The following is a 24,185-nucleotide window of genomic DNA, read 5'->3' as shown; positions in this document are numbered from 1 at the left end:
GGCCGAATTCAAGGGTATATATACACCTCATTTGCTTAACTGAGCCGCTTCTCCCGTATTCAGGTGTATTTATACACCTAATTTGCTCAAATGAGCTGTTTCGGCCGAATTCAAGGGTATTTATACACTTCATTTGCTCGACTGAGCTGTTTCGGCGGAATTCAAGTGTATTTATACACCTAATTTGCTCAACTGAGCCGCTTCGGCCGAATTCAAGGGCATTTTTGCCCTTGCTTTGCTCAGCTCGATAACCTAGCCACTTAAGCACCTTATTCCTCCCGGTTGCACGCCGCCCAAGCCTCAATCTGCTCGCGTGTCCATGGTATAAAGGTGCCCTGCCGCAGCTCATTCAACACATCCAGCTTCCCCAGCCGCCGCAAGAGCCGCGACCGGTTCTCTGCCGCTGGCTCCAGCTGCTTAATTGCTGTACGCAGCTCATGCAAAAAATCCAGATACGGCTCGTATTCCTCGCCGAGCAGCCCCGCAATCTGCTGCGTAATCTCCGCAGCCGCAGACGGTCCCGCCCCGGAGGTCGAGACCGCAACCGTGAGGCGCCCGCGGCGGAGCACGCCGGGCGTAATGAACGTGCCCGCCTCCGCATGGCTGGCCACATTAACGGGCAGCCCCAGCTGCCGGGCTTCCGCGGCAACGGCCTCGTTCACCGCCCTATTATCGCTGGCGGCATAGACCAGCACAGCTCCCTGGAGATCCCCGGGAGCATAGGGCCGGCTGATCCATTGCAGCCGCCCCCCATCAGCCATCGCAGCCAGCGTCCCGCTGAGCGAGGGGCTGATCACCGCCAGCTCCGCGCCTGCTTCCAGCAGCGGAGCCGCCTTGCGCGCAGCCACCGCCCCACCGCCAATGATCACCACCCTCCGGCCTTCCACATCCAGCATAATCGGCAGATACTTTTTCATCCCGCTTCACTCCAGCTCTCCCAGCGCTTCCAACTCACTGTCATCCAACTTCCATTCCACTGGCAAGCTACTCTTCATCCCGCTCACTCCAGCTCTCCCCAGCACTTCCAACTCACTCTCACCCAACTTCCATTCCACTGGCAAGCTACTCTTCATCCCGCTTCACTCCAGCTCTCCCCAGCACTTCCAACTCACTCTCATCCAACTTCCATTCCACTGGCAAGCTACTCTTCATCCCGCTCACTCCAGCTCTCCCCAGCGCTTCCAGCTCACTCTCATCCAACTTCCATCCCACTGGCAAGCTACTCTTCATCCCACCTCACTCCCCGCCCCAGCCATGGAACTCCGACCAGGAATTCAGCAGGAAGTTAAGAATAATGAAGCCGTACCCGGTAATCGCCCAGCGGGCCATGACTGTACCGCTTCGGCGGCCGGAGAACTTCAGCACAAGGTAGACGATATAGACGCCCAGGCCCGTAAGTGTTGTCAGGACCTTCGTATCCTGAAAAAGCGGTGTCCGCCCTTCCGCAACAATCGACAGACCCGCCAGAATCAGCGAGGCCAGCAGCAGTGGTACTCCGGCCAGGATCGCCGTGTAGGAATATTTGTCCATCGTCTCCAGGCTGGGCAGCCTGCGGACACGGTCATCCCACTTCTTATTCTTCAGCTTCGTATGCAGGAACAGATACATTATCGCAAATACCGTCCCCAGTGTCAGTGCGGCAAAGCTCAGATTCGCCAAAATTACATGCATCGCCAGCCACCCGTGCACCGCACTCCAGCTCTGCAGCGTATGATCCTCCGCCGTCAGCCATACCCGGTTCAGCAGGAATACACTGAAGCCCGCCATGCTGAGCAGCAGGACGGTGAACTCGCCGCCGCGCGTATAGGCTACCGCAAACGAGGTGACCACCATGCTGAAGGAGAACCAGAACAGGAAGTCGTAAGGCGTAAAGATCGGCAAGCCGCCCTCCTGGGAGAAGCGGATGGCCAGGCCCCCAAGCTGAAGCAGGCCGACAACAGCAAGAAGCCCTGTGCCCAGCCGCTTTCCGCCCGGATTGCGCCGAAGGCAATCCGAGAAAACAAACAGCAGGCTCAGGGCATATAGCAGCAGAGCGGCATCATATATTCCGTTCAGCAGCATGTGGCTCACCCGCCCAGCAGACCGGCTGGGGTAAGCACCGCTCCCGGCACACGGATCTCTCCGCCGGAGGGCCGTTCAGCAGAGCTGCGCTGAAGCGGTTCAACACTTTCACCGGCCGGACCTGCATCCAGCTGCTCCTGCAGGGCGAAGATTTGAGTGAAATACTCCAGTGCCTCATTCCCTTGCTTGCCGCCGGACATCTCCTTGATCACATTGATCGGATCATGCATCATCTGGTTGACAATGCTCTTGGTCAGGCGGCGGATCACCTTGCGCTGATGCTCATCCAGCTCAGGCAGCTTGTTGAACAGACTATCCATCGTGTCTTCATATATTCCGTTTGACTTGTCCTGCAGCGCACGGATCACCGGTCTGACGCCCAGCGTCTTCAGCCATTGCTGGAAATCCGCCATCTCGCCTTCAATCATAACCTCGATCTTGGCAGCTTCACTGCGGCGCATCTCCAGGTTGCTCTCCACAATGCCTTCCAGATCATCGATATCATAGAGGAATACATCCGGTACACTGGCAGCAGCAGGGTCAATATCGCGCGGCACAGCAATGTCGATCATGAACAGCGGCCGTGAAGGGCGGCGCTTCATGCCCTCGGCTACCTGGGCAGCCGTCAGCACATAGCCGTCCGCACCCGTAGAGCTGATCACAATATCCACTTCATCCAGAGACTTCAGCGCCTCTTCAATCGTGCTGGGCTTACCCGAGAATTTCTCGGCCAGCTCGATAGCACGGGACAAGGTACGGTTGGCGACAATCACTTCCGCCGCACCGCTGCTGTACAGATGCTTCACCGTCAGCTCGCTCATTTTGCCGGCGCCGAGAATGAGCACTCTTTTGCCGGTGAACATGCCGAAGATCCGCTTCCCCAGCTCCACCGCCGCATAGCTGACCGACACCGCACTCTCGCCGATCGAGGTCTCACTGTGCGCACGCTTGCCGAGCGTCACCGCCTGCTTGAACAGCCGGTTGAACCAGGTTCCGGTAACCCCTTCCGCCTGAGCCGTCAGGAAGGCACTGCGCACCTGACCCAGAATCTGCGTCTCGCCTATCACCATTGAATCCAGACCGCAGGTGACACGCATCAGATGGGCAATCGCCTGCTCGTCTTCATATATATACATATGTTGCGTAAATACATCGCTTCTTACTCCGAACCACTGCTCCATGAAGCTGCGGATGAAATATCCGCACATATGAAGGCGGTCCACGACCACATAAATTTCCGTCCGGTTACAGGTGGCGACAACGACCCCTTCCAGAACGCTCTTCGTCTGCAGCAGCTGATGAAGCGCAGCAGGCAGATCCTTCTCGGCAAAAGCGAACTGTTCCCTCACCTCTACGGGAGCCGTACGGTAATTCAGGCCAACGACGACAATATGCATCGCTTGTTCACCATCCTAATCTATATTCATTGGTGTAGGCACTGTTGCTGCTTATCAGCAGATATTAGAATCAATTTCACAAGATCCACGAACACTGTGTTAAGTATATCACATCAAAATACGGCTTTTAACAAAACCTTTGAACTATTTATGAATTGCAGATAATAATTATTATAAACAAGTATATAAGTCATATAATATGACGCAATGATGAAATATTGACACACTCTATTACGGATGATAGCATATAACAAATGATCTGAGTTAACTTTTATAACATCCATAGCAAAAATGGTCTGATTCTTCGTCCCTAAGTTAACACCGCGTCAGTTATCCCCCTTCAAACCTCTCTTGTATAAGCCCGTTAATCCGGAATGGGCGTATCTACAGGCAACCGTAAATTGCCCCAGGCTACAAGAGGCCAGCCCCCCTGCTGGATGTATCAGCGTGAGCTCACGGGAGAAACCGTGCTTTTCTGCGCTGATGTATCCTGCTTTGGACTGCGCCTCCTTTAGCCTGGGGTTTTTGGCATCCATTATAATAGAAGGAGTGAGGGCAAATGAGTGCTTCCTACGCAAGCTTAAGTGAATCGATCCGCAAGGCCAGAAATGTGAGGATCTACAAGAACAAGGACACCGCCTATGACTTTAAGCTCTACCCCTTCGGAGAACGCGGTACGTATATCGCCCCCGAGCTGATCCGTGAAATCACTCACAATCTGGCGGATGCTGTAACGGAACAGTTTCCCGATTTTGATTACATTGTCTCCCCTGAACCCGGCGGTCATACCTGGGGGATGCTGGCTGCCTATAAGCTGATGAAGCCGATGAATATTCTGCGCCTCAGCACTGAGCTGTACGAGAATTATGAGGTTAGTGTGAGACGCGAGACGGCGTATAATGAGAATTATATTTATTTTGACGGCTTCTCCGCCGGTGACCGGGTGCTGCTGCTGGATGATGTGATCAGTTCCGGCGCTACGATCCGCTGCATTGCTGCTCAGTTGTCCGTGATGGGCATAGAGCTTGTCGGCGTGCAGGCGATTCTGGCCAAAGGGGAGCATTACAAGCAACTGGAAGCGGACATTGGAGTACCCGTCAGATTTCTGTCCCAGGTATGATTTGTCAAAAAATAGCAGGGGAGTGACAAGCCATGGCTTTTTATTACGAGCAGCCTTCAAGAACCTTCAGTGAGTTCCTGCTGGTACCCAGCCTGACCACCAAAGATTGCATTCCCGGAAATGTGGATCTTAGCACACCAGTAACCAAATTCCGCCGGGGAGAGACCCCGGCACTGACCATGAACCTCCCCGTGACTTCGGCGGTAATGCAGGCGGTATCCGACCACAACATGGCGATTGCACTGGCGAAAAGCGGGGGCATCTCCTTCATCTACGGCTCCCAGTCCATCGGCCAGCAGGCCGAAATGGTCCGCCGGGTCAAAAAGTTCAAAGCAGGATTCGTCCTCAGCGACTCCAACCTGCGCCCGGAAGATACGCTTCAGGATGTGCTGGCGCTGAAGGCGCGCAGCGGCCACTCCACCATTGCGATCACAGACAACGGGGAACCGACAGGCAGACTGATGGGCATCGTCACCAGCCGGGATTACCGCGAGAACCGTCTCCCGCCGGATTGCCCGATTACAGAGTTCATGACCCCGCTTGCTTCACTGATCTACGCCGAAGAAGGCATCACGCTGACAGAAGCGAACGACATGATCTGGGATCATAAGCTGAACTGCCTGCCGATTGTGAATGCCAGCGGCCATCTCGTCCATTTGGTCTTCCGCAAGGATTATGACAGCCATCAGGAGTATCCGCTGGAGCTGCATGACGACAACAAACAGCTCATTGTAGGCGCAGGAATTAATTCGCGGGATTATAAGGAGCGTGTGCCAGCACTGGTGGAAGCGGGGGCAGATATCCTGTGCATCGATTCTTCTGACGGGTATTCGGAGTGGCAGGCGGAGACCATCCATTATATTAAGGATACTTTCGGGGAGAGCGTGAAGGTTGGCGCGGGCAATGTTGTTGACAAGGAAGGGTTCCTGTACCTGGTGGAAGCCGGGGCGGATTTCATCAAAGTCGGCATCGGCGGCGGCTCCATCTGTATTACCCGCGAGCAAAAAGGGATCGGACGCGGTCAGGCCTCCTCTGTCATCGAAGTGGCGGCGGCCCGCCAGGAATATTACGAGCAGACCGGCATCTATGTCCCCATCTGCTCGGACGGCGGGATTGTCCATGATTATCATATTGTGCTGGCGCTGGCGATGGGCGCTGACTTCGTGATGCTTGGCCGCTATTTTGCCAGATTCGATGAGAGCCCCGGACGCAAGCTGCTGGTCGGCGGGAACTTCGTGAAGGAATATTGGGGCGAAGGCTCCAGCCGTGCCCGCAACTGGCAGCGTTACGACTTCGGCAACACCGATAAGGAGAGCAAACTTGAGTTCGAGGAGGGCGTGGATTCCTTCATTCCCTATGCCGGGCGGCTGAAGGATAATCTGGATCTCAGCATCAGCAAAATCAAGTCCACCATGTGCAATTGCGGCTCGCTGACCATCCCGGAATTACAGCAGAAGGCCAAGATTACCCTGGTCTCCTCAACAACGATCTTTGAAGGAGGCGCACATGATGTTATGCTTAAGGAAAAGGACAGATCCTCCTCGTGATCACATCCTAATCCATAAGGAGCGTCAACCATGACCCAAATTACCAAAGTTCTGGTCAGCAAGGACCAACTGCAGCAGCGAGTACAGGAACTGGGCGCTGAAATATCGCGCGATTACGAAGGCAAGGAACTGGTGCTTATCGGCATTCTTAAGGGCGGGGCCGTCTTCATGTCTGATCTGATGCGTGAGATCACCTTTCCGGTCGGCGTCGACTATATGTCGGTGTCCAGCTACGGGGCAAGCTCTACCTCCTCCGGCGTCATTACGATCAAGAAGGATATCGACATGGATATCCGCGGCAAGCATATCCTGCTGGTCGAGGATCTGATCGACACCGGCCTGACGCTTCAGCATCTGAAGGAGCTGTTCGCCCTGCGCGAGGCGGCAAGCGTGCGTATCTGCACCATCCTCAGCAAGCCTTCCCGCCGCCTCGTCGATGTTCCCATTGACTACAGCGGGATTGATATCCCCGACGAATTTGTTGTCGGCTACGGTCTCGACTACGCCGAGCAGTACCGCAATCTGCCGGAGGTCTGGATCGTCGAGACCGGGGACTAGGATGAATAAGCAAGCAGAAGGGAGCGCCATTCACGGCGCTCCCTTTGTACTGCTGTGGCCTTCAAAGCCCGCTCAGCAAATCAACATTCAGATAGTTCGTATTTCCGAGCGCACTGTTATACCCGAGTTGAATCGTGTTAGAGCCAGCGTTCAGCGGGATCGTGACGGATACCGTTCCGTAGGTGCTCCAGCTGGAGGTGGAATTGAACACCAGATTGGAGGTAGTAACCACGCCGTTCACTTTCACGTAGCGGGAAGCATTGCCTGCCGCCGCCGCGTAGCGGAAGGTGACAGTTCTGGTTCCGGCCGCATTCTGGTTGACATAGAAATCAATGGAGGTGCCGCTTGTGTTCCAGCCCCCGACATACCCTCTTCCGGTAAAGCCGGCATTAGTGCTCTCATTGATCATCCCGCCTCCGCCAACCAGCGTCCGCGCGGCATTCTCCGCTTCATAAGCCCCGTTGCCCGCAATGTACCCGGTGTAGCCGTCAGCGGGAACGAGTTGCAGAATGGAAGCGCCCGCAGCGGCGGCCAGGCTCTGCACATAGGAAGTGCCCGTATTACGCAGCCAGTCACTGCCGATGATTCCGTCGCTCATGCGGCGGTGATTCCAGGCCTGCGTTGCATTCTGCTGAAGAAAGCTTAAGTATTGCGGCTGTCCGCCCAGCGTACGGAGGCGGTTCAGGTTGCGGGCAAAGACCATTTTAAAGCCCGCAGCATCATTCTCCCCTTCATACAACAGAGTCTGGGCTGATACCATTTTGTTAACAGCATACCCGGCTGCATTATTGGCATCCGTAAGGTAGGCGGCTGTTCCGGTAGCCTGATACAGGGATACAGCCGCCCCCAGGAACGTTCCGTAATTGTAAGTGAAATCCCAATCCTTAATGAGACCGCTGCCCGCACCTTCAATATGATCGTTGATTTTGCTGCCATTGACCAGGGTGGATTTGGTCCAATTATAGATTTGTGTAGCCTTGGTCAGATAAGCAGGATCATTGTAGGCACTATACAGCTTGACTGCGGTCATGACCATCGGGGCATTCGTGGCCATATTCTTCTGGGCGTTGGCCTGGCCCGGGACATGGGCGTCCCTTCTCCACCAGATCCCGCCGCCGTATGTGCTGTCCCATTCGCTGTAGATTTGGCCAAACAGGAAGCTGGCACGGTTCAGATACTCCGCCGTTCCCGTCAGTTCATAGGCTCTTGCGCAGGCCAGCGCCCACCAGCCCAGGTCATCGTTGAACGGATTCGTCATCATATCCGGGTATTTGGCGTTGAATCCGGTGTAGATCTCATCGATCATCGTGCGGTAGACATTGCTGCCCGTGCGCTCGTAGGCATCCATTACGGTCTCCCAGAGCTGTGCCTCCCACCAGAAATCGGTGTAGAGTCCCCCGTTCGGCCCGTGAGCATGTTCAGAATGAATCAGATGATCACTGTTGGTATAGAAGTATTTGGCGGAAGAATCATAGAATACTTGCACAAATGAGTTCATTGCAGCATCAGCGTTAGAGACGGTGAATGCCTCTGCCGTACCTCCTGCACCGGGAGACGGCACAGACAGAGACAGGGACAACAGACAGAGAACAGCGGCACTTCTTATTTTCTTCCAGGTGAACATTTCCGGGTACCCCCTTCATTTGTACATCCAGTCCACAACCGTCAGGCGGCAATGGGCTAATGATCAAGCTTGACTGCTCCCTCTAGCAGCATCAGACCGCTTAGCTGTACACTGAGTTGTACCGGCAGCCCGGGAACCTGCTCCCAAGAGGGTCCGCACAGCCCCAGCGTCCGGTCCAGCCCTTGCGCCCATAGCGTCCGGGCATTGGCCAATATGACTTCACGGACCCGGTCATTTCCGGGGAAATGCTGCTCCAGCTGTACCAGATAGCGGATCAGAATTCCCTTGAACAATCCGGTGTCGTCAATCCCTTCATCCGGCAGCAGCAGCGATTCAGAATGGCATAAGCGGTCTATGCAGGCCTCAGCGGTCCGACGGGCATCTGCGGCATAGCCGGAATCGCCGGTGACACGGCAGAGCTCTATCCCCGCTCCCACGAACACGCCCTGACAGTAAGTGAATTCCCAGTCGTAATCGATCTGCCCATCCCCCTGCCGGTTGATTCCGTCCCATACGAACCCGGTGTCCGGGTCCACCAGATTGGCCTGGTTCCAGCGGTAAATCCGGATCGCCCAGTTCAAATCCTCCTCCTGTCCACGCAGCGAGTATAGGCGGGCGGCCAGAATAGCGGCCGGGGCATTCGCCGGGGTGTTCTTGTAATCCAGCTGATCTTTTTTCCAGGCCATGCCGCCCCCGCAGTGTTCATTCCAGGCCGTCTGAATATCCGCCCATAATTCAAGGACAGCATTCAGGTATTCCGCTTCGCCGGTAGCCTTATAGGCCCGCAGCAGCGCAAGGGCAGTCCATTCCATATCATCATAATAATTATGCGTGAACGTCCCGCCGTTATAGGCGTGTAAGCTGCGGCTCAGGCTGCGGATGCGTTCGGCATATTTGGAATCCCCCGTCCGTTCATAAGCATCGGTCAGAACATCAATGACATGAGCCTGCCACCAGTAGTAGAAATTGTCGCCTGCCCTGCTGTATTCCCGCGGATACCATTGGTTCATAATTCCGCTGTCCGCATTATAATAGTGCTGCCAGAAGGAGTCTTGAAGCCAGTCCGCACGTGCTGCCCAGTTCTCTGCTAATGCTGTCCCGTTATAATGATCCATAAGCCAGCTCCTCCTATTTAAAATGAGGGTTGAGCATTCGGCTGCCTTGCCCCTTCAAGCACAGCCATCCGTTCCAGCAGCTTAATACCGCTCAGCTGGGTGCTCAATTGAACAACGCCCGAAGGTGCCGTAGTCCAATCGGGTCCGAACAGAACCCGGTCTGCTGCCCTCCCTTGGTCCCACAGCATCTCTGCGTTGCTGCGCAGGAAGGCTGCAGCCGCTCCGTCTTCCGGCTCGGCCAATGCCAGTTCTGCCGCATAGCGGACCAGAATTCCCTTGAAGAGACCGGCATCGCCGCCCCCCTCATCCGGGAGTACGCCGTCATGCGGGCCAGCCAGTTCCTTGACCGCTGCGGCGAAGGTGCGCCGGGCCTCCTCAAGATAGACACGGTTCCCGGTAATCCGGTACAGCTCGATAGCCGCACCGATATATACACCTTGATTGTACGTATATTTCCAATCCTTATCGATCCCGCCGTCACCGGTACGGTTCATCCCATCCCAGACGAAGCCCGTGTCCGGGTCCACCAGATGGGATTGCTGCCAGCTATACAGCGCATGCGCCCACTCCAGGTCCTGCGGATCTCCAAAAGCCTGATAGAGGCGGACGGCTAGGATCGCAGCCGGGGCATTCGCCGGGGTGTTCTTGTAATCAAGCTGCGTTTTCTGCCAGGCAATGCCGCCCCCTGAATGGCTGTTCCAGCCGGTTCTGATATCCGTCCAGAGGATAAGGGCCGTCTCTTTGTAGAGCTCATCTCCCGTTGCCTGATAAGCGCGGAGCCAGGCCAAGGCCATCCACTCCATGTCGTCGTACAGCTCATTGGGCCATACTCCGTCATTGCGGCGGAGCAGCCCCGCATGCAGAGCGGATAGTCGTTCACGGTATCCCGCAGCCCCGGTCCGCAGCAGACCGTCTACCAGCACATCCACGGCGTGTGCCATCCACCAGTAATGAAAGACCGTATTACATTCTCCATCTGGACAAGGAGTCTCAATGTCATACATTCCGATAGCTTCGTTCCAGAAGAATACCTCCAGCGCTTCCTGCGCCGAGTCCGCCCGTTCCGCCCATTGTTCAAGCTCTATTTGCTTCATATGGTCTCTCTCCCCGTATATAATTTGCCTCTGGCAGATCACTCAGCCTTTGATGCCGCTGAAGGCAATCCCCTGTACAAAATAACGCTGCAGCGCTAGAAACAGCACCAGTATCGGCAGGATTGCCACCAGCGCCCCGGCCATCATCGGCCCGTAGTCCGTCTGGAAATTATATGAAAAAGCCTGCAGGCCCATCTGAATCGTTGCCTTGTCCGGATCATTCAGCACGATCATCGGCCACAGGAAGCTGTTCCAGCCGGCCTGGAAGGTGAAGATGCTCAAGGTAGCCAGCGCCGGACGGGTAAGCGGCAGATAAATCCGCCAAAAAATTTTAAACTCCCCGCAGCCCTCAATCCGGGCCATCTCCAGCATGTCACTGGGGAGCGTAAGAAAAAATTGCCTCATGAAGAACACCGCGAAGCTCCCGGAGGCCCCGGGAAGAATAATGCCCCAGAACGAGTTCATCAGCCCATTGCCGCCCCCGCCAAAAATATCATTGCCCCCGGCAAACGGGATATGGCGCATCACGTACACTGTCGGGATCATGGTCACAATGCCGGGAATCATCATTGCCGCCAGCAGCACGCGGAACACCGGTTTGTTCAGCCTGAATCTCAGCTTCGCAAAGGCATAGCCGCTAAGTGATCCAAAAAACAGGTTGGCCAGCACGCCCGACACGGCAAGCACGAGCGAATTCCAGAAGAATAAAGCAAAAGGCACCGTTGAAAAGGCTTTGCGGTAATGCTCAAAGGTCAGATGCTTCGGAAACCACTGGATCGGCATCGCAAAAATCTCATCATCCGGCTTCAGCGAGGTTAGCAGACTCCAGTAGAATGGCAGAAACATAACAACTGCTATAAGGATACATACAATATAAAAAATGAGCTTGTAGAGGCCCTGCTTCAAGGCCGAACCGCCAGTAACACCCATCCTGTGAACCTCCTTTTCCTGGACAAGCTGCCCCTAAATGATCGACTCTTCCGCCTTGGAGACCCGCATATTAATCAGCGAAAAAATAAGAATGGCTACAGCAAGCACAAAGGCCTGCGCCGAGGCATAGCCCATTTGCAGCTGATTGAAGCCCTGCTGATAGATTAGATAGACCGGGGTCTTGGTCACATTGGCCGGACCGCCCTGCGTTAGCACAAAGGCCTGGTCAAACAGCTGCAGTGCACCAATAATCGCCATCGTGCTGACCAGGAAGGTCGTCGGCCGCAGCTGCGGCCAAGTGATGTAGCGGAAGCTGGCCCATTTGTTCGCCCCGTCCAGCCGTGCCGATTCATAGAGATAATCCGGGACACCCTGCAGACCGGCCAGATAAATAATCATGTTGGAGCCCACGGATTGCCAGAGGGTGAGCATCACAATGGACAGCATGGCCGTACTTGTCTCGGACAGCCAGGCCGGGCCGGTAATGCCCACATAGGACAGCAAGCCGTTCACCAGACCGAATTCAGGATGCAGCAGCCAGATCCATACGGTCGCCGCTGCTACCGCCGAGGTCAGCGTGGGCAAATAATAGAAGGTGCGGAACAGCTTAACCCCCCGCCACGCCCTGCTCAGCAGCATCGACAGCAGCAGGGAAATGATAATATTCAGCGGAACAAAAATAATGGAGTACAAGAACACATTCTTGAATGTCTTCCATAGCAGACTATCATCAATCAGGCGGCGGTAGTTCTCCAGGCCGACCCAGTCATTTCTGCTAAGCACATCATAGTTGGTGAAGCTTAAATATAGAGCCATCACAACAGGGATGACTGTAAATACAGCGAACAGCAGCACCGTAGGCGTAATGAATACATAGGCTGTCCGGGCTTCGTGCCGTTCCACTTTTCTCATGGAAGCCATACAACTCCCCCTCTCATCATCCGGCAAGGTTCCCTGGCAGACTACTTAACAACCGCGTTATCCTCCAGCATTTTGTCTCCTTGCTCCTGAGCCTTCTTCAGGGTATCTTCAATGCTCAGCTTGTTCTGCTGGTTCAGCTGAAGATTAGGTGCAAGCGCATCGGTCTCCATCACAGAATATCCGGGATGCGCCGGACGGATTTTGGCGAATTCCAGCGTATCCAGAAACGGCTTCCACTGCGGATCATCCTGGAAAAACGGATCTTCCATCGAAGGCTTGAAGCCCGGAAGATTCAGGCTGGTCTTGGCCCACAGCAAGGCATTATCCTTATTCGCTGTCCACCATTTAATGAATTCCCATGCCTCATCATGATGCTTGGAGCCCTCAGGAATAACGAGTCCGAAGCCGCCCATCACACTGCCCTTGTCGCCGTTCGGTCCGGCAGGAGGCGGTACAATGCCATAATCGAGATCTTTACCGTATTTGTTATAGGTACTGAGCATCCAGGGCCCGGAATAGAGCATGGCGACCTTGCCCGTAACGAAGGCATCCTGCCCTTCGCCAAGTCCCAGCTCAAAGCCAACCTTATACACCTTCTCTTTGTTCATCAGGCGGTCCCAGAATTCAAGCACCTGCTTGCCCTGCTCATTATTGAAATTGGTTTTACCATCCTCTGTAAGCATCTGGCCGCCTGCCTGCTGGAGATACATATTGAACAGGCCGAGGTCACCCATGGAGAAGCCTGCCACCTCAAGCTTGTCGCCGTTCCACTTAGTCAGCTTGGCAGCAGCCTGCTCCAGTTCATCCCAGGTAGCCGGAGGCTGAAGCCCCGCTTCGTCCAGCAGCTTCTTATTGTAGAATAATGCCCGGGCATCAACGGTCAGCGGAAGCCCGTATAGCTTATTGTCATAGGAGAGCTCGGTCAAGGACTCGCTGTAGAAATCATCCTTGGAGATACCGTCACGCGTTAAGTACTCATCCACCGGATGCAGCACGTTCTTGGGAGCATACAGCGAGGTCCGCCAGCGGTCCCAGAACAGCACATCGGGAGCGCCGCCATTCGTAGCCGCAGTCAGGAATTTGGTGATCATATCCTGCTGCAGCACATATTTCACATGAATCTTGTCTTGTGATTTGTTGAAGGCATCCACCATGGTCTCGAACTGTTTCTGGCCTTCACCGCCCCAGTCGCCCCAGAACGTAAGCTCCGTCTTCTTCCCGCTGCTGCCGCTTCCGGCTTTGCCGTCATTTGCAGGGCTTTCTTTTCCCGAATTGCCGCTGCAGCCAGCCGCCAAGGCAGCGACCATCATCACCGAAAGTGCCGTAACCCATCCTTTTCTCATTGCTTCATCCCCTTAATTTGTATTTGTCTGTTATAGGAGCCAACGCTGCTCAGCCTCGCTTCACCTCAATTCCGCAGCGCATAAGCAGCAGCTCGCAGAACATCATATTGGCCCAGGAGAACCAGGGTCTGGTATACCTCTGCGGATCATCCGCATGAAAAGCCTCATGCATGAATCCGGTCCCGGCATCCGTCTGTTCCAGCAGCCCCAGCAGAGCCTCCTGCTCCTCCCTCTTCCCGGAGGTCATTCCCTGAACCGCCAAGGCGATAGGCCATATATAATGCGGAGGGGTATGCGGACTTCCAATACCCGCTGCGGCTTTGCCTTCATAGAAATAAGGATTGGTCCGGCTTAAAATAAGCTTGCGGGTGTTGAGATACACCGGATCATCTGCAGGCACATAGCCAAGGTAAGGAATGGACAGCAGGCTGGGCACATTGGCGTCATCCATAAGGTTCACCCCTCCCAGGCCATCGGTCTCATAGGCGTATACCGGGCCATATTCAGGGTGCTGTACAATGCCATACCGCTTGATCCCCCCGTTAATCTGCTCAGCCAAATCTTCCGCTGCCTGTGCAAGCTCCGGGTTGCCAAGCACATCAGATGCGATTTCGCTAACGTACCACAGGACCACGACGGCGAACATATTGGCAGGAACCAGGTAACCGTATTCGCAGGCATCATCACTTGGGCGGAAGCCTGACCAGGTCATTCCGGTGTAGGCGGTAACAGCTCCTTTGCCGCCGCGCACAAGGGTATCCGTTGGGACACCGTTCATGCGCTCAAAAACATAATCGGAACCGCTCTCATGATTCTGCTCCCTGATCCACAATTTAATAATCTGCCACACTCCGGCTTCAAACGCTGAATTGAACTGCGTGACCCGCCCGGTGTTTTTCCATAGCAGATAGCTAAGCTGAATGGGATAGCAGAGGGAATCGATTTCGTATTTCCGTTCCCAAATCCATGGATTCATCATTGTCTTGTCTTCCTGGTGACCCCGTCCATCCGCTTCCCGGTTGAACGCATTTGCATAGGGATCAAGGGCAATATAGGCGAATTGCTGTGCGATAAGCCCTTCAATCATGCCGGCCATCTCTTCGTCCCCGGAGGCGGGGATCAGGAAGGGGCGGACTTGTGCGGTGGAATCCCGCAGCCACATGGCCGGGATATCACCGGTAATGACAAAGGTGGTTCCATCCGGATTGCGCTTGATCGTTGTGTTCCAGGTGTTGAGCATGCATTGTTCGAACATGTCAGCCAAGCGCGGATGGTCCGGCAGTGTGTTACGTACACGGTCAGCCAGCTTCTTCAGGGAATCAGGTGTTTCTATAGTCGCTTTCAGTTGGAATGACCTCCTTTTGTGTAATGAAGCGCTTTCACAAATGAGTATATTGATATGCTATTGGTATGTCAATATATATTTTCAGATAATAATATACTAATATATGAAATTCACGGTAATCCACTAGATTGCAAGCTTCACCCCCTACCGGAAGAAGTCAATTAGACGCACCAAAAAAACCCATTCGGCAGAATGGGTTCTCGGATTATAACAGCTAGTTGTTTCGGACAGGACCGGTCGAATTCCCGGGCACCAGCTCAGCTTCCAGCATCACCTTATTGGGGACGGCTTGCCCATTCATAATACTGAGCACATTCTCCAGGGCCATCCGGCCCATCTCCTCTTCATTCTGCCGCATATGGGTGAACGCATACCCGCCTCCCAGCTGTGTCGGCGGACTGTCGAAGCAGATAATGGAAATATCCTCAGGTATGCGCAGCCCCAGACGTTCCACCGCCGTCTTCGCGAGCAGCGCAATATTGTATTCAATGGCAAATAACGCCGTTACGGACGGATGGCTCTGCAGATGGGTGACCAGCCGCGAGATATCCCGCTCAATATTATCCGCATGAAAAAACTTCGGCAGCGTCGAGGTTAAATCACTGACCCACAGTTCCTTATCAACCACGACTCCCCGCTGGGCATGAGCCTGAATGAAGCCCTCAATCCGGTCCTCCACCGCAGTGGTATCCACGGGAGGCGGAGACAGAAACGAAATATGCGTATGCCCGAGGTCAAATAAATACTCCGTCGCTTCAAGAGCTGCCTGCAGATTATCGGTGCTGATGGAGGCCGCAGCTACTCCTTTTAGATGTCTGTCTACCAGCACGAGCGGAAAACGTCCGATGACCAGCTTCAGAATTTCCGCATTGAAAAACTCGCCCTGGGCCGGGAAAATAATCAGACCGTCCACACCCAGATTCAGCAGCTTCTGGACCGCCTGCTCTTCATTCTCCGGAACACCGAAGGTTCTGCGCAGCACCAGAAAGCAGTCATTGTCGCGTGAAGCCTGCTCCATCCCGTAAATCAGCCCTGTCCCGTAGCTGTTGCCAAAGTCGGTGATAATCAGGCCGATTGTTTTCTCATTGGCACGAATATTCATCGCAGCCGGGGCTGTAAGGCTCATCCCCGGGTCAGGCTGCTTAGCGGAACCATCGGCCACGAACGAGCCGCGGCCGGGCTTACGGACGATCAGCCGTTCGGCGGCAAGCATCTCAAGTGCTTTTTTGCTGGTTATGCGGCTGACACTATAGGTCTCGGCCAGCTCTTTCTCGGAAGGAACCCGCTCTCCGGGTTTATAAGCCTCCGTAAGGATGCTCTCCTTCACTTCATCAAAGATCTTCTCATACATCGGCTTGGAAGAGGTTGATTCAGCCATAACATTCCTGGTCCCCTGACGTTCATTTTTCGGTATCATACATAATAATATATCATGATATATTCAAAATGTCGATCCGGGTCACCAGAACTTGTCTACCAATAACGCCGCCACTCTCCAAGCACCCGCATTAAGGCCTCACAGTAGAAGTAATCCCCCCAGAGGGTGCATTCATCAATCCCCCAGCCCCGTGGTTTGTTATAGACACCATGCAGCAGAATTCCGTTGGAATGGGGATGCTCCTTCGTTGTGTACCGTTCAGCGAGTATAACCAGCATCTCCAGGGCAGCCTCCCTGTATCCGGCTGCACCCTGATCTTCAGCCGGTAATTGCCGGCACAGCTCCAGCAGCCCGCAGACGGCAATAGCGGCGGCCGAGCTGTCTTTTTCCTGACGGTCACCATCCGTAAATATCAGATCCCAATAGACAATGCCGTCTGCCGGAAGTTTGGACAGGAAATAGTCGGCCAACTGCCTGGAGGCGTCAAGCAGCGATGAATCGCCCGTATGCGCATAGGCAAGCGCGAAGCCGTATATGCCCCAGGCCTGCCCTCTCGCCCAGCAGGAATCATCGGCATACCCCTGATGAGTGTTGCCGTACAGCGGCTTGCCCGTTTCCGCGTCCATATAATAGGTGTGATAGGAGGTATGGTCTGGACGGACCAGATACCGGGCTGATTGCCGGGCGTGTCGGTGGGCTATGGATGCCAGGGCGCTGTCCCCGGTCTCTTCAGCAGCCCAGTGGAGCAGCGGAAGATTCAGCAGGCAGTCGATAATCATCCGGCCGCGCTGCGCCGGGTCATTCAGATCTCCCCATGCCTGAATGATTCCAGCCTCGGGAAAGTAACGGTCCGCCAGCAGTCCGGCCGCTTCCAGCGCCATCTCCCGCGCCGCCGGATTGCCGGTAATCCGGTGAGCAGCAACCGCCGAGAGGCTGTACAGAAACCCCAGATCATGCGTATCCACCGCGATCCGCTCCTCCACCCGCCGCCGGAAGCTGTCCAGCTGCTCTTCTGCCGCTTCCCGGTACCTGCTGTCTCCGGTCCATTCATACGCCAGCCAGACCATGCCGGTCCAGAAGCTGGCTGTCCAGTCCGTATTCTCTATCGCGGGATAGACCAGATCTTGGCTGGCGGACGCCGGGAACAGCTCCGTAAATACGGGCAGATTCTGCTCAATTTTATCTACCGCAAACTTCAGGGCCTGTTCGAAGAACAGACGCTCATCCGCCTTAAGTTCACGCAGTACTTTATGCATGGTCTTCCAGCCTCCTTTTTAAGCGGAGTGTAAGTCCAATTGTCTGCCGGCCGCCGGTCAGATTGAATCTGAGGAAGGCAAGCTTATCCTTAATCAGCTTAACTTCAGCACCGCCTGAACATGCGCTGACTTCATAGCCCGCCAGATCATCCCAGTACACTAACCCGAACGGAACAGCGCTGCTGCTCCCAATCTCATATTCAAGCTCAATCACCGTATCTGTCTTCAGATACTTCGTCACGAATACCGGCGGAACAGCTTCTGTGAAATCATCGTTCATGTTCAGCTTGCCGATGTAATTGCGCAGCAGGCGGGGCCTGCATTCTCCCTCCACGAAGGACAGCTGGCACTCTTTATCATAGTATAGAAAGGTTTCCGGCCAAGGGCCGAAGCCCACTCCGCCCAGAGTCATGGTGTATTCGTTAACCTCCGGCCGTACCGGATAATCATGGGTCAGCATATAGGACGGTGCCGTGTATTCATTCTGCTCTTTATACAGGCGTACAGCATGGGGTAAATTCGTTAAGGTAATAGGATAGCTGGTAATATAGTTGAAAAAGAGATCCAGCATCCCCGCACATTCCTCGACATGGGAAGCCGGGAATACAGTGAACCGGTCTGTGAACTCCATCTCATGGCCTTCCTGCTGCTGGAGGAAAAACACCTGCCCGTTATAATCTGTATTGAACAAATATTCATCGAACAGATGCTTCCAGTAGTCGATATTCTCTCCCGTACACAGACCGGCGCGCAGCACATCGTTGGGGTCCGTGGAATAGATGACCGGGCTGCCGGTATGGTAGGTGGAGTGCAGGTCCCGGGCGGTCCATTCACAGGCCACCACCTGGCCCCGGCCGGGATGCGGCACCTTGAAGCTTCCGCTGTCCACATACCAGGACCCCCAGGGAATGCCCTTATGGGTGATGCCATCCCACCAGAACTGCTCATAGCAATACCCCCACATGCCTTCAAAATCCAGTTCCTCCAGCACTTCAATCACTTCATTGTATATCTTCCCCCTTGCGGCCACCTTGGTGGCGGCCCATGGGAATGCCTCCTGCAACAGCGACCAATCTTCTTCCAGCCGCCGCTTCAGCACCTCCTTGGAGGAGCCAGCCTCCTCTTCGAAAAAGGGGCATTGCAGGATGACCTCATCGCCGTAGGCCGCATGCCATTCCCCGATCCGTTCCCGCAGGACCGGAATCGAGCCCCGGTTGACGATCCAGGTTACGGGAATCGCATATTTGTGCGCAAGCTCCGCAGTCCGCTCAATCCCGTCAAGGGCGACACCCTTGCCCCAGTCTGCATCATAATGGGCAGCGTAGCTGACGAAGGTATAAATAAGTCGTTCCGGTTTCAACACAATCCCTCCAGATATTCATAGTTTGTTCCTGCCGGACCCTGCCCGGCGCGGCTTCTCCGCCGCTGCTTTAGTTATCTTCATACTCTCCCGGAAACAGGAGGGTTACGGCGGTAAGCTTGTAGGGCTCGCTCTCCAGCTCCATTACGGCTTTGTCCCCATAGTGCAGGCGCAGCCGGGTGTAGACATTCCGCAGAGCGTAGCCGCCATGCTCCTGCCCGGTTGCTGAGACAAGTCCGGCTTCTACCCGCTCCTTGTCGAAGCCTTCCCCGTTGTCCTCCACCTTACAGACGATGAAGGTCCCTTCCCGGTACACGCGGATGATGATCCGTCCGGTATGGCCTTCACTCCTGAATCCGTGGAGAATCGAGTTCTCCACCAGGGGCTGGAGCAGGATTTTTAGCAGCGGCTGCTCGTCCAGCCCCTCCTCCACCGTAATCTCATAGGTGAACAGCTCCTCGTAGCACTGCTGCTGTAGGCTTAAGTAACGGGTGACATGATCTACTTCCTTGGCTACGGTTGTCAGATCATGGCCGTTATTAAGCCCAAGCCGGAACAGCTGGGACAGGGAGACAATCATCTCCTTCACATCCTCCTGCTTGCGGGATTCCGATTTCCAGAGAATCGTATTTAAGGTGTTGTAGAGAAAATGAGGATCAATCTGCGCCTGTAGCGCCTTGACCTCAGAGACGCGCTTCTGCTTCTCCGCCTCGGTGACGTTCTGGATGAGCTGCTCAATTTTGACCAGCATGATGTTGAAACGTTCGCCCACCTGTGCCACCTCATCCTTGTAATCGCTGGAGAAGCGCACGGAGAGATCATTGTCACCGGCTCTGGACATCAGACGCTGCAGCCGGTAGAGAGGGCGGATCAGCAGGCCGGTCATCCACTTCGACAGAATCAGTGCCAGCGGAATGAGAGCGAAAACGATTATAAGTGTGGCCCACCACATGTAACGGATATCCTTCAGCAGCACAGCCTTGGGCTGGAAGTAGAAGATCATCCAATTATCGGGAAAGGTCACCTTGGCCCAATTGACCAGATATTCCTTCCCTTCGAACCTGTATTCAAAATGATTGCGCCCTGTGTTAACCTCGCTCTGGAAGGCCGCTTCCCGCATGGGGGCCACGAAGCGGGAATGCTCATCCATCACCGGATTACCTGCTGCGTCAATGACTGCAATGCTTCCGCTGTCGCCGACCACATTCGTCTCGGCATATTCCTTGATGGCAGACTCCCGCACATTGACGACCACCTGCACATCGGTTCCCCGATAGGCCGAGATCGGCTCAATCAGCAGGCTGAGGACACGGCCGCTGTTCTCGAACAGCCCGTCACGGTGGGCCGGAACCCAGAGCGGCAGCGTCTTCTCCTGCATAATCCGGCTTAGCGGAGTGTCCGCGAAATCCAGATTCGTCCGCTTCGCCCCGGTGACAGAATAGAATTCACCAATGGGCGTGGACACAAGCACCGAATCAATGGATGGCTCGATTAGCTGCATCTGGACCAGGGGCACCTGCAGCGCGTTGTTCAGCGCGAAATAAGAATAGTAGCTGGCCTCTGTTCCCGGCGAGGCGCGGAGAATATCCTCGAAGGGCGGACTCATCATAAAGGTCAGGACCGACAGCCGGACCTTGCGCAGCTTCTCCTCCAGCGCCTGGGCCGATTTGCCGATCATCATCTGGCTGAGCTCTGCCGTCTTGCGCTCCAGAAGCCGCGAAGCCAGGTATTGTGAGGAGACGCCTGTAACCCATATCGCCAGAATCACGATGGACACAATGCCGATCCAGAGCCTGGTTTTGAAGGTGGAATTGTGCAGGAATGTCCGCAAAATCGGCTTTCTCATCCGTTGCCCTGTCTGGGCCCATAGGCCGCCCGGAATTCCGTAGGCGTCATGCCGGTCGTTTTCTTAAAGACATCGCTGAAATAGGAGCGCTCCTCATAGCCGAGGCTTTCGGCAATTTCGGCGATGGGCCGGTCACCGGCCAACTGCAGCTTGGCCTGCTCCATCTTCTCCTGGATGACGAAAGCGCCGACAGAGAGCCCGGTCACCTTCTTGAACAGGTTGGAGAAATAGCTGGTGCTCAGGTGAACATGGGCAGCATAGTCGCCGACCAGCAGATTGAGATGCAGATGCTCACGAATGTAGCGGATAGCCGCCTGAATCGCCTCTTGGGCACTGAATTGCAGCCGGGACTGGACCTGCGCACAGCTCAGCTTGCACAGCTGCTTCAGCGATTCGCGCAGATCGCTCAGCACCGCGCGGGGCGAGGTCAATGCCTTCATTAGCTCGGTCAGCTCCGGACTCCCGGCCAGTTCAGACACCGCATTGCGGATCAGAGCGGCAAGCTCTACACAGAGCGCCTTCGCACTGTCCGGCGAAGGCAGGGCTTCTGTCTTCCCGGCAGTTTCCAGCAGCATCAGCAGCAACTTCTCGGCCTGCCCGGCATTACCGGAGCGCAGCGCATAGACCAGTTCCTTCTCCAGATCGGCATCAGGACGCGGAAGCACCTCGGGGCGCTGCGTGATATGCTCCCAGAAGAATACACTGTTGCCGCCGGTATAGAAGGTGTAGGTTAGTGCCTCTACCGCCTGCTGATAGGCAACGGGAAGCTCATCCAGCTCCTGAACCGTCCGGCTTACGCCTGCCGAGACCGTGCATTTGGAGTAACGCTCGGCGTTCTCCCGGCATTCCTCGGCGATTCCCAGTGCGCTGGCCCCGTCCCCTGTGTTGACAATGAGCACGAAGCGGTGAACCGATTCGCGGAACAGCGTTCCCTTGGCCACCCGGAGCACAGTCTCCTCTACGATGTTCTGCACGGCAAACCGCAGCAGCTCCGCATCATTAACCGGAATCTCCTCGCTTTTCTGTACGAAATGGTCAATCTCCAGCACCACGACGGCGAGCGGAGAGGACTGCATATCCATCTGCAGAAATTCCCAGCGCCTGCGCAGCGTCTCCGGTTGGGCCGAGAAGCGGACCAGCAGGCTGAGGTATTCCTGGCGCAATAACGGCATGCTCTCCCGCAGCTTCTGCTGCATGTCGCTCAGCTCCTCGCTGTGCTGCCGCTCTCTCTCCAGCTCCTCCGCAGCCTTCTTCACCACTTCGGCCAGCTGCCTCGGCGTGAAGGGCTTAAGGATATAATCGAAGGCGCCCAGACGAAGCGCTTCCTGCGCATGATCGAAATCGGAATAGCCGCTGATGAAGATAAATTTGGCCTGCGGGAGCTGCGGCCGCAGCTCCCGCATCATCTCAATGCCGCTCAGCCTGGGCATACGGATATCCGTCACAATGATATCGGGCAGCTTCTTCTTCACGAGCGCCAGACCTCCCTCGCCGCTGGATGCCGTGCCCACGATGTCTATCCCCAGTTCGCTCCAGTCCATATCCCGGGAGATCCCGTTCACGACAGCGCGGATATCATCAATTACGACCATGGTATATGTCCGCTTGATCATAGGTGCCTCCTCCTTCAAAAGCCTCCTCCGGCCGGAGGAGGCGGAACTGATTATTGTTGTTCCAGATAACGCGCGTAAGCCGTATTATAGATTTCCAGTACTTCATCCAGCTTCAGCTGCTTCAGCTGCTGAACGAATGCGTCATAGCTGCCCTCCACTGCCTCTCCACCCATGAACCACTTCTGCGAAGTTTCCATCACATAGGTTTCGATCGGCGGGAACAGCTCCTTAATCTTCTTGTCCTCATCCAGGGTGAAGTTCAGCTGCGGCACCTGGTACTCCGGGGCGAAGTAGTTATTGTCCACATACATTTTCACGCCTTCCAGAGCGATCTTATTCGTCCATTGCTCTTCGTAGGCGAAATCCTGATGTCCGCCGATCGTCAACTGGGCACCGGTGGTCTTGATCAGATAATCGACTACAGCAGGCTCATTCAATACCTTCTCGGTGAATACCGGCTTGCCGTCCACCACCGTGTACGTTTCGCCTTCGATTCCAAAGTTATGCAGACGGCGTCCTTCTTCAGTCCACCAGAAATCCATATAACGCAGTACAGCCGCCGGGTCCTTGGCATTCGCTGAAATCGCCCAGCCGGCATCGTTGCCCAGCGGATTGCGCTTGGTTACTTCAAATACCTTGCCGGAAATGCTGGCCGGAGGTGCGATAGGACGCAGCGAGAAATCCGGCAGAGTCGGCTGGAGCTTATTGTTGTAATTGGCGGTACTGGCGAACCAGTCATGTACAGAACCGCCGGTATCATTCGCAAAGAGAATATCACGTGCGGTATTGCCGCGGGTGAAGATCTCCTTATCAATCAGCCCTTCCTTGTACCACTTGGCTGTCTCGGTCGCAGCCGTCTTATACTCCGGCTCGTTCGGCCCGTATACGATCTTGCCGTCCTTCAGCTTGAAGGACAGCGAGGCATCCCACAGCGGAAACAGGGAAGCGAAGCCGGAAGTAGCATTGCGGGAGAAGAAAGGCACCTCGTCCTTCTTGCCGTTTCCGTTAGGGTCCTGTTCACGGAACGCCTTCAGCACCTCGTAGTACTCCTGAACCGTTGCCGGAGCCTTCAGCCCCAGCTTGTCGAGCCAATCCTGACGGATATACCAGCCCTCCTGGGCTTCCCCGTCAGACACGAACGGCACGACATAAATCTTGCCGTCTGAGGCAGTGATGGCACTCTTAACCGCCTTGTTCCCGTCCAGGAACGCCTTGAAGTTCGGAGCATTCTCGGCCAGCAGATCATCCAGCGGCACAAGCGCGCCCTGAACAGCGATATTATTAAGTCCGGACAGCTGGTAAGCCACAATATCAGGCAGTTCACCCGAAGCGAGCAGCAGATTCCACGCCTGGGCATCGTCGCCTCCGGTCGGAGCTACATTCTTCAGTGTGACGCCGGTAGCCTTGGCCGCTTCCTGAAAAATCGGCAAATCGCCGTTAATCTGAAGCGCCTGGCTATAATAATAGAAGTTAAGGTTTCGCGGTTCCACATTTGCTGCCGGTGAAGCAGAGGCGGCAGGCGAAGCTCCTGAATCATTCGCTGACGGGGATGGGGCTGCCCCCTCGTTGCCGCCGCAGCCTGATACCAGGACGGCCATAAGCGCTGGTGCAAGCAGCAGGCTTTTCATCTTTTTCATGTACAATAATCCTCCCTTTTATCTAGTATATCTTATCCCT

The 24,185-nt window shown here is 55.1% G+C and carries 21 protein-coding genes and 1 riboswitch; of the genes, 3 read left to right on the top strand and 18 right to left on the bottom strand.

The features are described 5' to 3' along the window. Nucleotides 1–269: 269 nt before the first annotated feature. Genes NSS64_RS03550 through hemA form a run of 5 tightly spaced genes read right to left on the bottom strand, consistent with a single transcriptional unit; the run spans nt 270 to nt 3,458 of the window. Nucleotides 270–917, bottom strand: coding sequence for a precorrin-2 dehydrogenase/sirohydrochlorin ferrochelatase family protein (locus NSS64_RS03550; RefSeq protein WP_341139240.1), 648 nt, complete (start codon nt 915–917; stop codon nt 270–272). A gap of 6 nt (nt 918–923) precedes the next feature. Then, on the bottom strand, nt 924–1,073 hold the full coding sequence (locus NSS64_RS03545; protein WP_341139239.1) for a hypothetical protein: 150 nt from the start codon (nt 1,071–1,073) through the stop codon (nt 924–926). Continuing rightward, the gene (locus NSS64_RS03540) at nt 1,063–1,230 is read right to left on the bottom strand and encodes a hypothetical protein (protein WP_341139238.1); all 168 of its coding nucleotides are present in this window, start codon (nt 1,228–1,230) and stop codon (nt 1,063–1,065) included. The genes NSS64_RS03545 and NSS64_RS03540 overlap by 11 nt, the downstream gene beginning before the upstream one ends. A 6-nt stretch (nt 1,231–1,236) precedes the next feature. Then, nucleotides 1,237–2,061 (bottom strand): cytochrome c biogenesis protein CcsA, encoded by an 825-nt coding sequence (ccsA, locus tag NSS64_RS03535; RefSeq protein WP_340994132.1) that lies wholly within the window; start codon nt 2,059–2,061, stop codon nt 1,237–1,239. Nucleotides 2,062–2,066: 5 nt separating this feature from the next. After that, nucleotides 2,067–3,458 carry a glutamyl-tRNA reductase gene (hemA, locus tag NSS64_RS03530; RefSeq protein WP_340994133.1) on the bottom strand — a complete coding sequence of 464 codons (1,392 nt, stop codon included), beginning with the start codon at nt 3,456–3,458 and terminating at the stop codon, nt 2,067–2,069. 331 nt (nt 3,459–3,789) lie between these two features. Beyond that, nucleotides 3,790–3,892: riboswitch (purine riboswitch) on the top strand. 125 nt (nt 3,893–4,017) lie between these two features. Here hemA and NSS64_RS03525 point away from each other — a divergent pair. From NSS64_RS03525 to hpt, 3 genes are read left to right on the top strand one after another with little or no spacing between them, the layout of a single operon-like run. Next, nucleotides 4,018–4,578 (top strand): phosphoribosyltransferase, encoded by a 561-nt coding sequence (locus NSS64_RS03525; protein WP_076079433.1) that lies wholly within the window; start codon nt 4,018–4,020, stop codon nt 4,576–4,578. A 32-nt stretch (nt 4,579–4,610) separates the two neighbouring features. Further along, nucleotides 4,611–6,125 (top strand): IMP dehydrogenase, encoded by a 1,515-nt coding sequence (locus tag NSS64_RS03520; protein ID WP_341139237.1) that lies wholly within the window; start codon nt 4,611–4,613, stop codon nt 6,123–6,125. A 30-nt stretch (nt 6,126–6,155) separates the two neighbouring features. Beyond that, nucleotides 6,156–6,683, top strand: a complete 528-nt coding sequence (gene hpt, locus NSS64_RS03515; protein ID WP_076079431.1) for a hypoxanthine phosphoribosyltransferase — start codon at nt 6,156–6,158, stop codon at nt 6,681–6,683. A 61-nt stretch (nt 6,684–6,744) separates the two neighbouring features. Here hpt and NSS64_RS03510 read toward each other — a convergent pair whose 3' ends face one another. The 13 genes from NSS64_RS03510 to NSS64_RS03450 all read right to left on the bottom strand — a co-directional run bounded on the left by NSS64_RS03510 (nt 6,745) and on the right by NSS64_RS03450 (nt 24,145). Then, complete coding sequence (locus NSS64_RS03510) at nt 6,745–8,307, bottom strand: glycoside hydrolase family 76 protein (protein ID WP_341139236.1); 1,563 nt, start codon at nt 8,305–8,307, stop codon at nt 6,745–6,747. A gap of 56 nt (nt 8,308–8,363) precedes the next feature. After that, the gene (locus tag NSS64_RS03505) at nt 8,364–9,422 is read right to left on the bottom strand and encodes a glycoside hydrolase family 76 protein (RefSeq protein WP_341139235.1); all 1,059 of its coding nucleotides are present in this window, start codon (nt 9,420–9,422) and stop codon (nt 8,364–8,366) included. Nucleotides 9,423–9,439: 17 nt separating this feature from the next. Further along, nucleotides 9,440–10,516 carry a glycoside hydrolase family 76 protein gene (locus NSS64_RS03500; protein WP_341139234.1) on the bottom strand — a complete coding sequence of 359 codons (1,077 nt, stop codon included), beginning with the start codon at nt 10,514–10,516 and terminating at the stop codon, nt 9,440–9,442. Nucleotides 10,517–10,558: 42 nt separating this feature from the next. Continuing rightward, complete coding sequence (locus tag NSS64_RS03495; protein WP_173132356.1) at nt 10,559–11,446, bottom strand: carbohydrate ABC transporter permease; 888 nt, start codon at nt 11,444–11,446, stop codon at nt 10,559–10,561. Nucleotides 11,447–11,479: 33 nt separating this feature from the next. Continuing rightward, nucleotides 11,480–12,367, bottom strand: coding sequence for a carbohydrate ABC transporter permease (locus NSS64_RS03490; protein ID WP_173132353.1), 888 nt, complete (start codon nt 12,365–12,367; stop codon nt 11,480–11,482). A 41-nt stretch (nt 12,368–12,408) separates the two neighbouring features. Continuing rightward, nucleotides 12,409–13,710, bottom strand: a complete 1,302-nt coding sequence (locus NSS64_RS03485) for an ABC transporter substrate-binding protein (protein WP_341139233.1) — start codon at nt 13,708–13,710, stop codon at nt 12,409–12,411. Between the two features lie 49 nt (nt 13,711–13,759). Further along, nucleotides 13,760–15,055: a glycoside hydrolase family 125 protein gene (locus NSS64_RS03480; RefSeq protein WP_445667827.1), complete on the bottom strand. Its 1,296-nt coding sequence runs from the start codon at nt 15,053–15,055 to the stop codon at nt 13,760–13,762. 214 nt (nt 15,056–15,269) lie between these two features. Next, a complete protein-coding gene (locus tag NSS64_RS03475; RefSeq protein ID WP_341139232.1) occupies nt 15,270–16,433 on the bottom strand; it encodes a GntR family transcriptional regulator in 1,164 nt (387 codons plus the stop codon). Between the two features lie 95 nt (nt 16,434–16,528). Continuing rightward, nucleotides 16,529–17,689, bottom strand: a complete 1,161-nt coding sequence (locus NSS64_RS03470) for a glycoside hydrolase family 88 protein (RefSeq protein WP_341139231.1) — start codon at nt 17,687–17,689, stop codon at nt 16,529–16,531. Beyond that, entirely contained in the window at nt 17,682–19,049 is a 1,368-nt protein-coding gene (locus tag NSS64_RS03465; RefSeq protein WP_341139230.1) for a hypothetical protein, read from the bottom strand. Before NSS64_RS03465 ends, NSS64_RS03470 begins: the two co-directional genes overlap by 8 nt. Nucleotides 19,050–19,119: 70 nt before the next feature. Beyond that, on the bottom strand, nt 19,120–20,895 hold the full coding sequence (locus NSS64_RS03460) for a cache domain-containing sensor histidine kinase (protein ID WP_341139229.1): 1,776 nt from the start codon (nt 20,893–20,895) through the stop codon (nt 19,120–19,122). Continuing rightward, the gene (locus NSS64_RS03455; RefSeq protein WP_341139228.1) at nt 20,892–22,508 is read right to left on the bottom strand and encodes a response regulator; all 1,617 of its coding nucleotides are present in this window, start codon (nt 22,506–22,508) and stop codon (nt 20,892–20,894) included. Before NSS64_RS03455 ends, NSS64_RS03460 begins: the two co-directional genes overlap by 4 nt. Before the next feature lie 50 nt (nt 22,509–22,558). After that, the gene (locus NSS64_RS03450; RefSeq protein ID WP_341139227.1) at nt 22,559–24,145 is read right to left on the bottom strand and encodes an extracellular solute-binding protein; all 1,587 of its coding nucleotides are present in this window, start codon (nt 24,143–24,145) and stop codon (nt 22,559–22,561) included. Between the last annotated feature and the right edge of the window lie 40 nt (nt 24,146–24,185).

The organism is Paenibacillus sp. FSL H8-0122 (genome assembly GCF_038005345.1).
GTDB lineage: Bacteria > Bacillota > Bacilli > Paenibacillales > Paenibacillaceae > Paenibacillus_AQ.
The sequence above is the reverse complement of the archived record's forward strand: the minus strand, read 5'-3'. Positions and strand labels throughout refer to the sequence as shown.

What these genes read in the sequence shown, in the direction of transcription:
- NSS64_RS03550 (WP_341139240.1), bottom strand. Translation starts at nt 917, where the DNA reads ATGAAAAAGTATCTGCCGATTATGCTGGATGTGGAAGGCCGGAGGGTG.
- NSS64_RS03545 (WP_341139239.1), bottom strand. Translation starts at nt 1,073, where the DNA reads ATGAAGAGTAGCTTGCCAGTGGAATGGAAGTTGGGTGAGAGTGAGTTG.
- NSS64_RS03540 (WP_341139238.1), bottom strand. Translation starts at nt 1,230, where the DNA reads ATGAAGAGTAGCTTGCCAGTGGGATGGAAGTTGGATGAGAGTGAGCTG.
- ccsA (WP_340994132.1), bottom strand. Translation starts at nt 2,061, where the DNA reads ATGCTGCTGAACGGAATATATGATGCCGCTCTGCTGCTATATGCCCTG.
- hemA (WP_340994133.1), bottom strand. Translation starts at nt 3,458, where the DNA reads ATGCATATTGTCGTCGTTGGCCTGAATTACCGTACGGCTCCCGTAGAG.
- NSS64_RS03525 (WP_076079433.1), top strand. Translation starts at nt 4,018, where the DNA reads ATGAGTGCTTCCTACGCAAGCTTAAGTGAATCGATCCGCAAGGCCAGA.
- NSS64_RS03520 (WP_341139237.1), top strand. Translation starts at nt 4,611, where the DNA reads ATGGCTTTTTATTACGAGCAGCCTTCAAGAACCTTCAGTGAGTTCCTG.
- hpt (WP_076079431.1), top strand. Translation starts at nt 6,156, where the DNA reads ATGACCCAAATTACCAAAGTTCTGGTCAGCAAGGACCAACTGCAGCAG.
- NSS64_RS03510 (WP_341139236.1), bottom strand. Translation starts at nt 8,307, where the DNA reads ATGTTCACCTGGAAGAAAATAAGAAGTGCCGCTGTTCTCTGTCTGTTG.
- NSS64_RS03505 (WP_341139235.1), bottom strand. Translation starts at nt 9,422, where the DNA reads ATGGATCATTATAACGGGACAGCATTAGCAGAGAACTGGGCAGCACGT.
- NSS64_RS03500 (WP_341139234.1), bottom strand. Translation starts at nt 10,516, where the DNA reads ATGAAGCAAATAGAGCTTGAACAATGGGCGGAACGGGCGGACTCGGCG.
- NSS64_RS03495 (WP_173132356.1), bottom strand. Translation starts at nt 11,446, where the DNA reads ATGGGTGTTACTGGCGGTTCGGCCTTGAAGCAGGGCCTCTACAAGCTC.
- NSS64_RS03490 (WP_173132353.1), bottom strand. Translation starts at nt 12,367, where the DNA reads ATGGCTTCCATGAGAAAAGTGGAACGGCACGAAGCCCGGACAGCCTAT.
- NSS64_RS03485 (WP_341139233.1), bottom strand. Translation starts at nt 13,710, where the DNA reads ATGAGAAAAGGATGGGTTACGGCACTTTCGGTGATGATGGTCGCTGCC.
- NSS64_RS03475 (WP_341139232.1), bottom strand. Translation starts at nt 16,433, where the DNA reads ATGGCTGAATCAACCTCTTCCAAGCCGATGTATGAGAAGATCTTTGAT.
- NSS64_RS03470 (WP_341139231.1), bottom strand. Translation starts at nt 17,689, where the DNA reads ATGCATAAAGTACTGCGTGAACTTAAGGCGGATGAGCGTCTGTTCTTC.
- NSS64_RS03460 (WP_341139229.1), bottom strand. Translation starts at nt 20,895, where the DNA reads ATGAGAAAGCCGATTTTGCGGACATTCCTGCACAATTCCACCTTCAAA.
- NSS64_RS03455 (WP_341139228.1), bottom strand. Translation starts at nt 22,508, where the DNA reads ATGATCAAGCGGACATATACCATGGTCGTAATTGATGATATCCGCGCT.
- NSS64_RS03450 (WP_341139227.1), bottom strand. Translation starts at nt 24,145, where the DNA reads ATGAAAAAGATGAAAAGCCTGCTGCTTGCACCAGCGCTTATGGCCGTC.